This window comes from Runella limosa DSM 17973 (assembly GCF_000482465.1).
Classification (GTDB): domain Bacteria; phylum Bacteroidota; class Bacteroidia; order Cytophagales; family Spirosomataceae; genus Runella; species Runella limosa.
In genome coordinates, this window is sequence record NZ_KI519424.1 from 268,445 (window position 1) to 282,968 (window position 14,524).

The 14,524-nt window shown below is 43.8% G+C and carries 12 protein-coding genes; 4 read left to right on the forward strand and 8 right to left on the reverse strand.

The window, feature by feature from the left end; translation table 11 throughout:
- Positions 1 to 2: 2 nt before the first annotated feature.
- On the reverse strand, positions 3 to 3,860 hold the full coding sequence (locus K339_RS0122850) for an SNF2-related protein (protein ID WP_037301620.1): 3,858 nt from the start codon (positions 3,858 to 3,860) through the stop codon (positions 3 to 5).
- 36 nt (positions 3,861 to 3,896) lie between these two features.
- Positions 3,897 to 4,196: a hypothetical protein gene (locus tag K339_RS0122855; RefSeq protein WP_157607710.1), complete on the reverse strand. Its 300-nt coding sequence runs from the start codon at positions 4,194 to 4,196 to the stop codon at positions 3,897 to 3,899.
- 89 nt (positions 4,197 to 4,285) lie between these two features.
- Between K339_RS0122855 and K339_RS0122860 the strand changes: the two genes are divergently transcribed.
- Positions 4,286 to 5,128, forward strand: coding sequence for a hypothetical protein (locus K339_RS0122860; RefSeq protein WP_157607711.1), 843 nt, complete (start codon positions 4,286 to 4,288; stop codon positions 5,126 to 5,128).
- Positions 5,129 to 5,132: 4 nt separating this feature from the next.
- Here the strand turns inward: K339_RS0122860 and eat are convergent, their stop codons facing one another.
- Positions 5,133 to 6,446 carry an ethanolamine permease gene (gene eat, locus K339_RS0122865; RefSeq protein ID WP_028525689.1) on the reverse strand — a complete coding sequence of 438 codons (1,314 nt, stop codon included), beginning with the start codon at positions 6,444 to 6,446 and terminating at the stop codon, positions 5,133 to 5,135.
- A 44-nt stretch (positions 6,447 to 6,490) separates the two neighbouring features.
- Entirely contained in the window at positions 6,491 to 7,216 is a 726-nt protein-coding gene (locus K339_RS0122870) for an LOG family protein (RefSeq protein WP_028525690.1), read from the reverse strand.
- A 98-nt stretch (positions 7,217 to 7,314) separates the two neighbouring features.
- Here K339_RS0122870 and rpiB point away from each other — a divergent pair, with 98 nt between their 5' ends.
- Complete coding sequence (gene rpiB, locus K339_RS0122875) at positions 7,315 to 7,749, forward strand: ribose 5-phosphate isomerase B (RefSeq protein WP_028525691.1); 435 nt, start codon at positions 7,315 to 7,317, stop codon at positions 7,747 to 7,749.
- A gap of 76 nt (positions 7,750 to 7,825) precedes the next feature.
- Here rpiB and K339_RS0122880 read toward each other — a convergent pair whose 3' ends face one another.
- Positions 7,826 to 9,064, reverse strand: coding sequence for a spore maturation protein (locus K339_RS0122880; protein ID WP_028525692.1), 1,239 nt, complete (start codon positions 9,062 to 9,064; stop codon positions 7,826 to 7,828).
- A gap of 302 nt (positions 9,065 to 9,366) precedes the next feature.
- Positions 9,367 to 10,389, reverse strand: a complete 1,023-nt coding sequence (locus K339_RS0122885; protein ID WP_028525693.1) for a hypothetical protein — start codon at positions 10,387 to 10,389, stop codon at positions 9,367 to 9,369.
- Positions 10,390 to 10,532: 143 nt separating this feature from the next.
- On the opposite strand from K339_RS0122885, the gene K339_RS0122890 reads away from it, so the two are divergent.
- Both K339_RS0122890 and K339_RS34515 read left to right on the forward strand, forming a co-directional pair.
- Positions 10,533 to 11,285, forward strand: coding sequence for a DUF4290 domain-containing protein (locus K339_RS0122890; protein ID WP_028525694.1), 753 nt, complete (start codon positions 10,533 to 10,535; stop codon positions 11,283 to 11,285).
- Positions 11,286 to 11,335: 50 nt separating this feature from the next.
- Positions 11,336 to 12,580 carry a pyridoxal phosphate-dependent aminotransferase gene (locus K339_RS34515; protein ID WP_037301627.1) on the forward strand — a complete coding sequence of 415 codons (1,245 nt, stop codon included), beginning with the start codon at positions 11,336 to 11,338 and terminating at the stop codon, positions 12,578 to 12,580.
- Positions 12,581 to 12,652: 72 nt separating this feature from the next.
- Here K339_RS34515 and K339_RS0122900 read toward each other — a convergent pair whose 3' ends face one another.
- Positions 12,653 to 13,366 (reverse strand): LytR/AlgR family response regulator transcription factor, encoded by a 714-nt coding sequence (locus K339_RS0122900; protein ID WP_028525695.1) that lies wholly within the window; start codon positions 13,364 to 13,366, stop codon positions 12,653 to 12,655.
- Positions 13,367 to 13,382: 16 nt separating this feature from the next.
- Entirely contained in the window at positions 13,383 to 14,480 is a 1,098-nt protein-coding gene (locus tag K339_RS0122905) for a sensor histidine kinase (protein ID WP_064751007.1), read from the reverse strand.
- Between the last annotated feature and the right edge of the window lie 44 nt (positions 14,481 to 14,524).

The following is a 14,524-nucleotide window of genomic DNA, read 5'->3' on the forward strand; positions in this document are numbered from 1 at the left end:
CGTTAACTAAACAACTGTAAAATATCGTCCTTATCAAGCTTTTTGAGAAAACCAGCATCGGTCGAAATCAAATCATCGGCCAAGGCGCGTTTCCGTTCTTGGAGTTGCATGATTTTTTCTTCGATGGTGTCTTTGCAAATCATCCGATAAGCAAAAACCCTTTTGGTTTGGCCAATGCGGTGAACGCGGTCAATCGCTTGTTGTTCCACGGCTGGGTTCCACCACGGATCTACGATATACACATAATCAGCTTCCGTTAAATTCAACCCAACGCCACCTGCTTTTAGACTCATCAAAAACACCCGACAGGTTTCATCACCCTGAAAACGGTTTACCCGTTCGGCACGGTCATTGGTTTGGCCGTCCAAGTATTCGTAAGGGATTCGGTCGCGTTCAAGCTTAACTTTGATGAGGTCAAGCATTTTTAAGAACTGACTGAAAATGACAATCTTATGGTCTGAAGCATTTTCTTCAATTTCTCTAACAATTTCGTCCAACTTCACCGAATCGTTGCCATAATCTTCATCATCGGATAGCAATGCGGGCGAATCACAAATTTGACGTAGTTTTAGTAATCCTTCCAAAATCAAAAACGACGCCTGTTCTCGGCCAACTTCGTCCATTTTTCCCGCAATTAAATCACGGTATTTGTCCTTAAAGGCATTATAAACTTTGCGTTGACGTTTGTCCATTTCACAAAACAGCACCGTTTCTGTCTTTTCTGGCAAGTCTTTGGCAACCTCTTCTTTGGTACGTTTGAGCATGAATGGATATACCATTCGGCGTAGCTCCGCAGCACGCGTTTTATCTTGGTATTTATCAATTAATACCGCGTATTCGGCTCGGAAGAAATCTTCTGCCCCCAAAAAACCAGGGTTTAGAAAATCAAATTGGGAGTATAAATCAAAGGTATTGTTTTCAACTGGCGTCCCTGTCATCGTCAAGCGGTTTTTGGCGTTAATCAATTTCACCGCCTTCGCAATCATCGAATCGGGGTTTTTAATGGCCTGCGCTTCGTCCAAAATCACGTAATGAAATCGAAAATCCTGCAACAACTCTATGTCCGAACGTACGGAGCCGTAGGTGGACAAAATGATGTCGTATTTGTTAAAAACCCGCGTATTTTTGGTTCTTTGTGGCCCCGTATGGACGTACAAACGCAAATCAGGACAGAATTTAGCGGCTTCGGCTTGCCAGTTAAAAATCAAGGTTTTGGGTACAACCACCAAATGAACCCCTTTCGGAAAACGATTTTTTTGTTCTTGCAAAAACGTCAGCATCTGTACCGTTTTCCCCAACCCCATGTCATCGGCCAAGCAACCTCCCCAGCCAAATTCATCCAAGAAATTGAGCCACTTGTAGCCTTCTTCTTGATAAGGGCGCAACTGAGCTTGCACATTTTTAGGTAATGCAATGTCTTTTATAGCCCTAAAATCAAGCAACTTCTCGCGTTTATCGTCTAGTTCACGTAGCAATTTTGGATTTTCGATATACTCTTTGTAACGTTCCAAAATCGTAAAATGCTGTTTCGACAAGCGGAGCGTGTCTTTCTTATCATCCACTTTTCCAAAACGAAACAACTGGGCGTACTGCGCAACCCACTCATCGGGCAATAAGCCAAAAGAACCGTCTTTTAACTCAACGTAATTTTGTTTCTTTAATATTGCCTTTCGTACTTGGGCCAAGGAGACAACCTGTTCGCCAAACGAAATTTCTATCTGTAAGTCAAACCAGTCGATTCCCGACGAGTTCTTAATTTTGAAGGTCGCCTTGTTGGGGTTGTATCTAAATTTTTTAAGGTTATTGAAGCCAAAAAGTTTGGCACCATGTTGGTTTAAGGCTTCATAAAACTGAAATAACCAGCCATTTTCCAAAACCGAATCGGCAGGCAAATAAAAATACTCGTCTGTTTGGTGGGCAAAATCAGGATGTTGACTTTGCAAAAATTGCACAAACTGTTCTTCCGCATCTCGGTCACGCCGCTGAATTTGCACGGTATTTTTATGGGCGTTCACGCGCGCTTGCCGAAAATCTCGCGGCAACTCTATCGACGCTTCATCGTCGCTGGAATATATAAAAGCGGGGATTATCAGCAAATTATCTTCAACCTCTTTCAAATACACCCGACCTTCCTGCCATTCTAAATCGGCCTGGGTAATGGATTGGCCTTTGTCAAATTCTAACGAAAACTGATCGGCCAAAGGAATCACAAAACCATTAAAAAAGTCATCGTCTCGTACACTTCGTAGGCGAATAGCACCACCCAATTCCAAGAAATGACGGGCTACTTTGGCCGCCGCCGTTGACCGAAAACGGCACAGCAAGTTATCGGGCAGCACTACCAGCCAGTACGTTCCGACATCTTGTAATTGCTGAAAAGAAATTTGTTCGCCCGTTGGAAGCACCACAAATGCCTCCAATAAAGTCTCTTGTCCCGTCCGAGAGAGTTTAAAATGCAAATCAAGCGGTGTTTCCGAAACCTTTACCGCATGACCCGTATTTCCGTAACTGTCATTTTTTTTGTTGACCCGAACCACTTTTTCCACCAACATCGGAAACAACTTCTCCAGCACCTTGCCCGTAATTTCCAATGCTTCGTCGATGGCTTCGCTGGTGTAGTTCAGGTTCCAAGAATTGGTCGAAATTTTATGCCCACGTTGTCGAAGGGTTTCGTGCAAAAACTCTTGTTCCAACAAACGGCTGGTTTTGATAATTTCTAAGTCTTCCGTTTGGGTAGTCGGGCGCTCTTTGTCTCCCCACGTACTGCGGGTGACGTTCGTTACTTTTCCTGATTTAGCATTGAGATTTCCCTTGGCAATTTCCAAGCGCATAAAGGGCAAGGTTTTTACCGAAAATTGCTCAAAAATATACACATAAACCAACTGCTCTTTGCCCGCATTTACGGGAACAAAAGGGCTATTGGGCTTCACAGGCAGGGTATTTTTTAGAATATTGTTCCATTCTACTCCCTCAATGGGCTGAATGCTTTTATCCAACAAAATAATTTCTAACTCCCCTTTTGAATTGAATTTAAAATCAAACTTTCCCTCCAAATCATCTTCCAAGGTGTATCCATAACGCACCAATAAAGCGTTCTTTTCTGGGTTCCAATCCCGCAGCGTTTCGAGGTAATGCGCACCGTATTGTATTTTTAACCAAACCAATGCTCCCATCATGTGTTCGCACAGAGGCGTGCGAAGCTTTTGCTCACAACTGCACGACAGATGGACACGCCCTTTTTCCAAACGCTTCACTGTCACGGCATATCGTCCGTCTTTTTTTACATACACATCCAACGTCTCAGAATCGTTTTCTTTCAAGACCGAAAACACATTCAAATAATGCCTGCGCCCCATCCAGTGCTGTGGAGAACAATGCCGTTGAATATAATGCTCCTCCAGCGACGGCATTTCAAGGGTAATATCCGCCATTGAGTGTATGCCTTTATCCTGAAATTCAATGACTTTTGGCGCTTGTGGGCGTTTACCATTGGTCAGGTCAATAATCACCTTTTGAAGGTCTTGCACCGACGCTTTCGGTTTTTTATTGTCACGCTCAAGGTACTCATCCAATGTCAACGACGCCGCTACGGCGTGCTTGCAAGGATAATGCTCTGAAGGACAATCACAATAACTTTGAACGCCCTCAGCATCGTCGAGGTTGACCAGTTCTAATTCATATTTTTCAAAACTAGACTGACTTTCAACTTCAAATTTAGCCCCATAATAATCTCCGTTGAAGGACGTCATTTTCACCCCTCCATTTCGGTAAATATCATTCCCTCGCTGCCGCACTGCCGTCGATGCTTCTCTTCGTAACGCTGCTAAACTCTCAAAAATAAGTCCTTTATAAAAAGCCATGAATATTGTAATCTCGTCTAAACTGTACTATTTTTTCTACCCACATTCTTCTAAACACGCTTCGGGCAAGTCATAAAGTTGATTTTCAACTTCTTTCATTTTAGGGAAATTGGTCGTATCAGGTAATACCCCGTAACGAAATGTGAGTTCTGCCAATTCATATTCGACGTTTTCTTTGGTTGCCCAGAGCAACGGAAACGCCACCCGAACTTGATACACTGTCCCTTCAATCACCTCATAGGGCGGTTTTTTGTAGAGGGTTGCAATATGAACCCGTACTTTATCTCCTACTTTGAAAGGAGACACTATTTCTGTTTGTGGAAATATCACTTTCATAATTGCGCGAATAACGATAAAACAACCCACCTTTGCAACGAAGTTCCGCACGGAATCGTAATATTGTACAACATCCATCAACGAACCAAATGCTGCGAACTCTATTCTTTGTTTTGTTTTGGGCAACCCTCCTTCCTGCTTCTTACGCACAAATCGACGACTATTACACTCCCCGAAGAAAGAGTAGTCCGATAATTTTCAACCACCCTGATTTGATAAAAGTTGACAACCATTGGTACATGGGCCTCGAAGGAGGAGGAAAATGGATGGGAACCCATCTCAGTAGTTCGTTAACAGGGCTTATTGGGTTCCAAAAATCGGTCATTGATGGATACGCAGCGGCGCAATTTGGCTACTTGCACCACCTCAAATGGGGCATCGAAACGGGTTATATTCGCAATCCTTCGCGCATGGTATTGGCCATCAATAGCGCGCGTCCTTTTGTATATCGGATAGAAGATTTACAACATAGCATTCCTCTCCGCTTCAAGTGGCGGGTATTTCGACTTGGCAGAATCCAAAAAAAATCGGGCATGTACGTTGGGACAGGATTTGTCTGGACACCCACCCGAAATCGTACCCAACTCAATCAATTTGACTTGGCGGGGCTGGCGCGGGTGAGTGGTTCGCGAACCCAATTTGATACCCTAACTGTTGAAAATTTCGCTTACACGACGGGCAAAGCAAAACTCGAATGGGAAGGGAATTTGGAGTTTGTTGGGCGAATTTCTCAGCATTTTGAGATTGTTGCCTACGGCCGAGCTACCCTTGCTCCTGCCTCAGGTATTGAGTCACGTACTGAACTGTTTGTCAATCGTATTTCTCAAAGTACTTCCGTTGCCACATTAAAACCAATGACGTACCAATTTGGCATTACCTTTCGGTATTTATACGGCTTTATGAACACCTACCGAAGCACGTATGAAGAATAAAATGCTAATTATTTCTTTTGCGCGTCCACACAAACATCCCCAACGAAACAATAAGCATCCCTAAAAACAGTAAGCTTAGGTACAGGTTGTAATACACAATGGCGACCAAACAAAGCACCGCAAGCCCCAACGCCAAAAGAGGCACCCACGGATAAAAAGGTGTTCGGTAGGGTCTTTCCAATTGTGGCTCAGTTTGTCTCAAACGAAACAAACTCAATAAACTCGTCAGGTACATCACCATTGCCCCAAGTACTGAAAAAATGATAATTTCATCAGTTTTACCCACAAAAAGAGCCACCAAACCCACAACTCCTCCCGCTAATAATGCCCAGTGAGGGGTTCGAAAACGTTGATTTAAAGCGGCTAATTTGTGGGGCAAATAGCTCTCGCGCGCCAACGCATAAATTTGCCGTGAATAGCTAATCGTATTGCAGTGAAAGGAAGCAAGTAGGCCAAATAACCCTAAACTTGCAAAAAGCTTAGTCCACGCGTTATTTCTCCCCAAAGTAATGGAAAGCGTCTCTGGCAATGGATAATCCATGTCAATCAACGTCCGCCAATCGGTAGCCCCGCCACTCAGCACCATCGTCCCCAAGGCCAGAATAACGAGCGTCAAAATACTCAAAATATACCCTTTGGCAATGGTTCGTTTGGGGTCTTTGACCTCTTCGGCGACCATGGCAACTCCCTCAATGGCAACGTAAAACCAGATAGCAAAAGGCAAGGCTTCGAAAACACCTCCAGCAGTAATGGGGGGATTGTGCGCCACAAAATTTTCGGTTTTATAAAACGGCCAAACTAATCCCATAAACACCAGCAGTTCTACTACCGACAACGCCGTGATAACCAAAGAGAAATTGGCCGAATCGCGCATTCCGAACAGGTTGATTGCGATGAATACAACGTAAGTGCCAACAGCTACGCCCATCACCGACAAATCGGGGTGTAAAAAATGGGCATAACCGCCTAATGCAAACGCGATAGCAGGAGGCCCCATGACAAAATCAACCAAGGTGGCAAACCCCGCTACAAAGCCCATGATGGGGCCAAAAGCTCGAAAGGCATAACTAAATGCCCCGCCTGCTTCGGGAATAGCGGCGGTGAGTTCGGTATAGCTAAAAATAAAAGTTAGGTAAAAAACAGTGACAATGAGCGTTGCCACCAAGAAGCCCAAAGTACCTGCGACGGCCCAGCCGTAATTCCAACCAAAATAAACACCCGATATAACCAGACCAACGGCAATGGCCCAGAGTTGGGGCGTGGTGATGACTTTATGAAGCGTAGGAGTTGGTTGTGAAGGCGGCTCGTAGGTGGGCATAGTAAAAAATGGTTCTGTGGGTAATCCACAGAACCAAAGTAACCCTAAAAGTTAGGTTTGAGCAAGTATTTAGCGTAGAAATCGTCAATGACTTTTACTGCTTCCTCGGCGGTATCTACCACGCTAAACAGTTTTAAGTCTTCGGGATTGATATTACGTTCGGTTTCCAGCATGGTGTCTTTTATCCAATCAATCAGTCCCGACCAATAACTTCTTCCCACCAACACAATCGGGAAACGCCCGATTTTCTTGGTTTGAATCAAGGTCAAGGCTTCAAAAAGTTCGTCCAATGTTCCGAACCCTCCAGGCATTACCACAAAGCCCTGAGCGTACTTGACAAACATCACTTTCCGAACAAAAAAGAAATCAAAATTGATGTTTTTGTCGGCGTCGATGTACAAGTTAGAATGCTGTTCAAACGGCAGAACAATGTTCAATCCTACCGATTTTCCCCCTTGTTCAAAAGCCCCTTTGTTACCCGCTTCCATGATACCAGGGCCACCGCCTGTTATCACACCATATCCGTGGCGTACCAATTTGGCCGCAATTTCTTCCGTCATTCTATAATAAGGATGGTCGGGCTTGGTTCGGGCCGAACCAAAGATTGACACACAAGGACCAATCTTTGCCAACTTATCGAAACCTTCTACAAACTCGGCAAGTACCTTAAATATTACCCAAGAATCGGCTGTTTTTATCTCGTTCCAATTGCGATCTTCAAAAGCTACACGAATCCGATCTTCTTCATTTAATGCTTCAAATTCTGACATACTCATTTTGGTTTTTTAGGGTTGTTCTTAATGAAGACATCCGTACCTTTGCGGTAGGGATTACAATAACGAAAACTTTTCTAAAAATAGTTCTATAAATGGCTAAAAAAATTGCAATTGGAGGCGACCACGCAGGTTTCCCCCTAAAACAACCGTTGGTAGATTGGCTTATTCAACAAGGATATGAAGTAAAAGATTTTGGTACATATAGTGCCGACTCCGCCGACTATGCCGACTTTGCGCACCCTGTCGCACTAGCTGTAGAAAGTGGTGAATTTGAGGCAGGTGTGCTTGTATGTGGCAGCGGGCAAGGCGTGGCTATTACGGCCAACAAACACCAAGGGATTCGTGCGGCGTTGGTATGGGACAAACCTTTGGCAGAACTTGCACGTCAGCACAATGATGCCAACATCATCTGCCTTCCTGCACGTTTTATCAGTCAGGAAGTAGCTTTTGAATGCGTTAATCTCTTTTTAAATACTGCGTTTGAAGGCGGTCGCCACGCAATTCGCGTTGGGAAGATTTCTTGTTAGCTGTGCGTCAGGTTGCTCACAACCTGACTTTTTTTAGAAGTGCGTCGGGGTGTGAGCACCCCGACGCACACGTCATTTATTCATAAAAGAACAAATAGCCCAGTAATATCCCCGCAATTACTCCTACAAAATCGGCTATGAGCCCCGCGACAATCGCATAGCGGGTGTTCTTAATTCCTACTGATCCAAAATAAAGGGCAACGATGTAAAAAGTAGTATCAGTCGAACCTTGGAAAATACATACCAATCGACCAATGAACGAATCTGGACCAAATTGCTTCATGCTATCAATCATCAACGCCCGCGCTCCGCTTCCGCTGAGTGGCCGCATAAGTGCCACGGGAAGTGCTTCCGTAAAATCAGTATTGACACCCATCAATCCCACTACCCATTTGAAACCGTCTATCAAATAGCTCATGGCACCCGCATTTCGGAAAGCGCTGATGGCCACCAACATGCCAATAAGATAAGGCATAATTTTCACCGACGTTTCAAAGCCTACTTTTGCCCCTTCAATGAAGGTATCAAAAATATTGACTTTCCGAACTAACCCTCCTACGAGAAACGAAACGATGATTGACATCAAAATCAGGCTTCCCGTTATTTTTGAAAAGGTTTCAAGCCCTTCTTTCGACAGACCAGATAAATACCAAAGAAGCAGTGCAATGCCAAACGTGATACCACCTAACCACCCGATGACCGTTCGGTTCCATAAGTTGATTCGTTGGTAAGAGCCCACAATTAGAATACTCACCAGCGTCGTTACGTACGTACCAATCAAACACGGGATAAAAATATCCGAAGGATCTTTCGCCCCCAAAATCGCCCGCTGCGCCATAATCGACAACGGAATAATGGTCAGACCCGAGGTGTGCAATACCAAAAACATGATTTGGGCATTGGAAGCCGTGTCTTTGGACGGATTCAGCTCTTGCAAGCTTTGCATGGCCTTGAGACCAAAGGGCGTAGCGGCGTTGTCCAGCCCCAACATATTCGCCGAAAAGTTCATAATCATCTGCCCATTTGCAGGGTGATTTTTAGGAACTTCGGGAAACAGTTTATTAAAAAATGGCCCGATGATACGTGCCATGAAGTTGATGGCTCCCGCTTTTTCGCCAATGTTTAGAATCCCCAAAAAGAAGGTCATCACCCCCGCCAATGGCAACGCAATGTCCATCACGGCCACTTTGGCCGAGTCGAACATCCCCTCCACCATGAGTTTGAAAATTTCGGTGTCGCCCAAAAAGATTAATTTTAGCAACGCCACCACGAACGCCACGACAAAAAATGCCGCCCAAATGTAATTCAATGCCATAGGTATAGGGTTTAGGGACTACGTTTATAAGCAAATGTATTGACTAGACTTTCCAAGTTTTGTTTTCGGCCTAGCTAAAACTTGGAAAGTCTTTTATTGCCTGATTGTTGATTAGACTTACCAAGTTTTGTTTTTGACCTAGCTAAAACTTGGAAAGTCTTTTATTGCCTGATTGTTGATTAGACTTACCAAGTTTTGTTTTCGACCAAGCTGTAACTTGGAAAGTCTTTTATTGCCTGATTGTTGACTAGACTTTCCAAGTTTTGTTTCGGCCTAGCTAAAACTTGGAAAGTCTAGTCAATTTATTTTCCAATTAGTTTTTTGGCAAAACCATAGGTATGAATCAAAGCCAACCACGACTTGCGTTTGATCAAATCATAGTAGTACGAAGTCGTTACTGCCGAACTGAATTGAATCTGTCCAAACTTCTCATTGATGTATTTTTCGGCGTTTCGTTCGGCATTCCAGTACGTTTCTGAGCTCGAATTGGCCTTGGTTCCACTCCCTGTGGTGTCAAACGCCGCGTGACGCGTATAATCTTCGAGGGTCAAATGGCGAAACGTATATCCGCGTTTAAACATATCGTGCGACCATACCGTGGCCGTGTCAACCCCGTTCCAACCTCCCCCATAACACCCAATATCGCCATTGGGAAGTGTTTCTTTGCGGTATTTTTCAAGGTCAATCATGGCACAATATTCGTTCAAACGGCACTCGGGCAGTATGTGCGTGCGGCCATTACGAATTACTTTCAATTGAATATCGCGGCGCGGAGTAGCATGAGCTTCGGCGAGTGCAATGGCTTCTTCGGTCGTTGGCACATATTGCTCAAACATCTTTGAGTTACACTTATTGCCCCAATCAGGCCCAGCAGGGCAGCTCCAGCATTGACCGATTGACCCCACTCCTACCAAGTTTTTAGGGCCTTTCTCAAACTCTTTGAGCATATCACCAATCATATCGCCGTAAAAAAGCATGTCGTTGTGCATCACTACCAAATACTTTTTATCTGATACCTCAAGCGGGTATTGGTACATGATACTCTGGCGAAAACGCGTATCAACTTTGGCCCGCTCATGGTCGCGTACACCCAGTCCTAAAAAATAATGCGGGTATTGCACCACTAATTTGACCGACGGGTCGTTACGGAAATAATCAATGATTTTAAAAATTCCCACGTAGTCGTCGTGGGGTTGGAGTCGCTCGCGGGAAAGGTAAATTTTATCAATGTGCTGGCCACTGTACTGCATCAAAGTTTTAATAGTGACAATGGCTTGGTAAGGCTTGCCGTAAAAGGCTATGCTTACATCTACTTTTTGACTCATTCGGGAGGAGTTAGAGGTGGTTTTTGACCGTTGATGGTTAAAAAATCAAAAATCTAAGTTCCAAAATTACGACGACGGCGTGATTTTGCCAAAGTAACTTGATTTTTCATAACTTTGTATGTGATTTATAAACTTCAATACCCTTGAAAGAATACGGTAGCAACGTCCAAAAATTAGCCGATTATCTCGTTTCCATTCCTGAACGTGATAAACGAACCCTCCAAGCCCACGTCTTGGTAGAATTAATGCGTCAAATCCACCCCAATATGCGTGATGGTCAAGATTATTCTCAAAAACTTTGGGATGATTTGTACATCATGACCAACTTTAAATTGGACATTGACAGTCCTTTTCCTCCTCCATCGCCCGATGCCGTAGGAAAAAAACCGCTCCGAGTTCCTTACACCCAAGAGCATATTCGTTACAAACAATACGGAAAAAACTTGCTTTTGCTCGTTGAAAAAGCGATTGCTTGCACCGACCGAGAAGAAAAGTTTGCATTTATTTCGTATTTGATTCGTCAAATGCGCACTTTTTACAATACTTGGAACAAAGACAACCCCGAAGACAATGTCGTATTTACCCAACTCGATGAAATTTCGCAGGGGCGTCTGAAAGAAGAATTGGCTTACCTTCGCCAAAACGGATTGGTGGACTCGACGCCTCGCGATAAAGGAACGCACGTTGAACGCTATCAACGTAACTTGCAAAACAACCGTGGGAATTATCAAAGCCATAGCCGCGACCGTAACAACAACAATAATAATAACCGTAATAGTAGTGGCGGCAATAACAGCAATAGTAACAGTAGCGGCAACAGCAACAACGGAGGAAATAGAAATAGTAACAATAACAACAATAAGTTTCGGAACAACAAAAACAACCGAAGACGTTGATTTAGAAAGTTCGGAACGGCAAAAACGCCGTTCCACAATTCATTACTGACATGCAAATTCAAAAAAGCAAACGCCTTGAACATCTACGGTACGATATTCGAGGCCCCGTTTACGAAAAAGCGCTAGAACTTGAAAGCCAAGGGTACAAAATTGTTAATTTGAACATTGGAAACCCCGCCCCTTTTGGTTTTGACGCCCCCGATGAAATCATTCACGATATCATCCTCAACATTCGTAACGCCCAAGGGTACGTTGACTCTCGGGGATTGTTTGCCGCCCGCAAGGCAGTAATGCACTACACCCAAACCCAAGGAATCAAAGGAGTCGAAATCAATGACGTTTATATCGGAAACGGCGTAAGCGAGCTTATTGTGATGGCCATGCAGGCATTACTTAATGAAGGTGATGAAATTTTAGTTCCGTCTCCTGATTATCCTCTTTGGACGACTTCGGTTGCCCTGAGTGGTGGAAAACCTGTTCACTATATTTGCGACGAACAAAGCGATTGGAACCCCGATTTGGAAGATTTGGAGAGCAAAATCACGCCACGTACCAAAGGGATTGTGATGATTAATCCCAACAACCCGACGGGTGCTGTCTATGAAAAAGAGGTCATTCAGAAAATAGCCGAAATCGCCGAGCGTCATCAGCTGATTTTGTTTTCTGACGAAATCTACGACAAAATTCTATACGATGGAGCCAAGCATTACCCCGTGGCCACGATGGTTCACGATACGCTTTGTGTCACCTTCGGAGGACTTTCCAAAAACTACCGCGCGGCGGGTTTCCGTGGTGGTTGGTTGATTTTGAGTGGGGCAAAACACCGTGCCAAATCCTACATCGAAGGCTTGACCTTTTTGGCAAGTATGCGTTTATGTGCCAACGTTCCAACGCAATACGCCATTCAAACCGCTTTAGGAGGATACCAAAGTATCCAAGACTTGGTACTTCCGATGGGTCGCCTTCACAAACAAATGAACTTGGTCTATGACCGACTAACTGCCATTCCTGGCGTAAGTTGTGTAAAGCCCAAAGGTTCTTTGTACGTTTTCCCTAAAATCGACCTGCGTAAGTTTGATTTTAAAAACGACGGTGACTTTGTCTTTCAATTACTTTCTGAGCAGAAAGTGCTTGTTGTGGCGGGTACAGGCTTCAATTATATTCACAATGACCACTTCCGAATTGTATTTTTACCGTCAACCGACGAGCTTACAATTGCCATGAATCGGATAGAGCTGATGCTCGATGAACACCGCATACATGCGACCAAGTCGGTAGAAGAATATTTGGTCTAACATAAAAAAGCACAAAAAAGCGGTGGCGGAGCAAAGCTCTACCACCGCTTTTTTATATGGGCAAGCGTTGTTTTATTCCCCAATCGCTTTCATAAATTCCTCAACGTATTGTTCTCCCACTGGAATCACGGCCTCGCCGATGTGGATTTTCAGGTTACGTACCGATTGGATTTTGTCAAGAGAAACAATGTACGACTTGTGTATCCGCATAAACTCATGGGAAGGAAGTTTTTGTTCGATTCCCTTGAGGGTCATTCTGGTAATCACTGGGTGACGCGCCGACGACAAGTAAATCTTCACGTAGTCTTTCAAACCTTCGATGTACAAAATTTCGTCGTAACGTATTTTTACCAAAGCGTAGTTTGCATTTACAAAAAAATGCGTCGCGGTTTGCTCGGTAGGCGTTTGCTGGTGCAGTTTAAACAAATCGTAGGCTTTATTGACCGATTTTAAAAACCGCTCAAAGGCTACTGGTTTCAACAAATAATCTACAACGTCCAACTCAAATCCTTCTAGCGCATACTGTTCATAAGCCGTAATAAAAATCACCATCGGGGTAGTGTTTTGCCCCTGAATAGATTTTAAAAACTGAACACCCGTAATGCCAGGCATTTGAATATCCAAAAAAATCAAGTCGGCTCCCTGTTCGTGCAAAATATCCATGGCCTCAAACGCATTATGACAACTTGCTACTAGCTCCAAAAAAGGCACTTGGCGAATGTTGTCTTCTAAAAGTTCGAGGGCTAGGGGTTCGTCATCAACCGCTATGCAACGTAGCTTAGGCATGTTCATTGTTTGTTAATTACTTCAAAACTATTTCTAAATCTGTCACAAACATAGCCTTATCTTTTGAAATTTGTAAAGTATGGGTTTCTGGATAGAGTAATTCGAGGCGGCGTTTTACGTTGGCCAACCCAATTCCCGAACTATTATCCTTGGCTTCCACAAAATCAGCATTGTAGCGATTTTGTACTTTGAACCGTATTTTATTGTCACCCGACACCAGCATGATTTGAATAAAAGGCTCACGAATAAGCCCCGTACCGTGTTTAAACGCATTTTCTACAAACGGAATCAGGAGCATGGGCTCAAGCGCTAGGTTGTTGTAGGATGTATCAAAAACCATGTCCACCTTCACTTTGTTTCCAAAACGCAATTGTTGCAGCTCCACATAACTTTTCAAATAATTTATTTCTTTGTCCAAAGGGATTTTTGAATCGTCCGAATCGTACAACATGTAACGCAGCAAATCCGACATTTTGACAATCATGGGCTCTAGCAAATCTGATTTTTTTCGGGCCAACGCCGCCAAGCTATTCATCAAATTAAACATAAAATGCGGGCTAATCTGTGAACGCAAAAACGACAATTCCGACTGTAAGCGCACTTTTTCTTGTTCGTTCTGCAAGCGATGTTCGCGTTGATAATCGCCCAATAATCGAAAACATGTACTAATGCCAAACGACGAAATCAACGAATAGAAAGTGGTGTAGCTAAACCAAGTCTGGGGCGGCATTCCCCACATCCAGTACCGAAAAAAATATGTAATCGTAAGGACTAAAATCAGGGCAAGCACAATCACCAAAATATATACGCCAAGCCCTCGCTTTTTGAATAACCTTGGCAGTAAAATTTCGGAGTTGGTGTAGAATAATAAAACTGAGAAGAACTGACTAAAATAAAAAATTGTCTGCCAAATTCGGTCCTTTTCTTCTTGCGACAGTTTAAGTTGAGAACTCGCTAAGGCGTTGGCTTGCTGCTGCGATTGTATCAACAAAAAGGGCAAAAAGATAAAGCAAGCCCAGAAAAATATATGGGTAACCACCACCAAAACTTGCCTCCAGCGGATTTGCTTGGTGCCTGGTGGTACTGGTAACGAAAGAGTCGTAGTAGATGTCATGGTAAGTCAGTAAGAGATTTTAAGCTTATGAGGTTAAGAGAGAT

What these genes read in the sequence shown, in the direction of transcription:
- K339_RS0122885 (WP_028525693.1), bottom strand. Translation starts at nt 10,389, where the DNA reads ATGAGTCAAAAAGTAGATGTAAGCATAGCCTTTTACGGCAAGCCTTAC.
- K339_RS0122855 (WP_157607710.1), bottom strand. Translation starts at nt 4,196, where the DNA reads ATGAAAGTGATATTTCCACAAACAGAAATAGTGTCTCCTTTCAAAGTA.
- rpiB (WP_028525691.1), top strand. Translation starts at nt 7,315, where the DNA reads ATGGCTAAAAAAATTGCAATTGGAGGCGACCACGCAGGTTTCCCCCTA.
- K339_RS0122900 (WP_028525695.1), bottom strand. Translation starts at nt 13,366, where the DNA reads ATGCCTAAGCTACGTTGCATAGCGGTTGATGACGAACCCCTAGCCCTC.
- K339_RS0122850 (WP_037301620.1), bottom strand. Translation starts at nt 3,860, where the DNA reads ATGGCTTTTTATAAAGGACTTATTTTTGAGAGTTTAGCAGCGTTACGA.
- K339_RS0122870 (WP_028525690.1), bottom strand. Translation starts at nt 7,216, where the DNA reads ATGTCAGAATTTGAAGCATTAAATGAAGAAGATCGGATTCGTGTAGCT.
- K339_RS0122880 (WP_028525692.1), bottom strand. Translation starts at nt 9,064, where the DNA reads ATGGCATTGAATTACATTTGGGCGGCATTTTTTGTCGTGGCGTTCGTG.
- eat (WP_028525689.1), bottom strand. Translation starts at nt 6,446, where the DNA reads ATGCCCACCTACGAGCCGCCTTCACAACCAACTCCTACGCTTCATAAA.
- K339_RS34515 (WP_037301627.1), top strand. Translation starts at nt 11,336, where the DNA reads ATGCAAATTCAAAAAAGCAAACGCCTTGAACATCTACGGTACGATATT.
- K339_RS0122860 (WP_157607711.1), top strand. Translation starts at nt 4,286, where the DNA reads ATGCTGCGAACTCTATTCTTTGTTTTGTTTTGGGCAACCCTCCTTCCT.
- K339_RS0122905 (WP_064751007.1), bottom strand. Translation starts at nt 14,480, where the DNA reads ATGACATCTACTACGACTCTTTCGTTACCAGTACCACCAGGCACCAAG.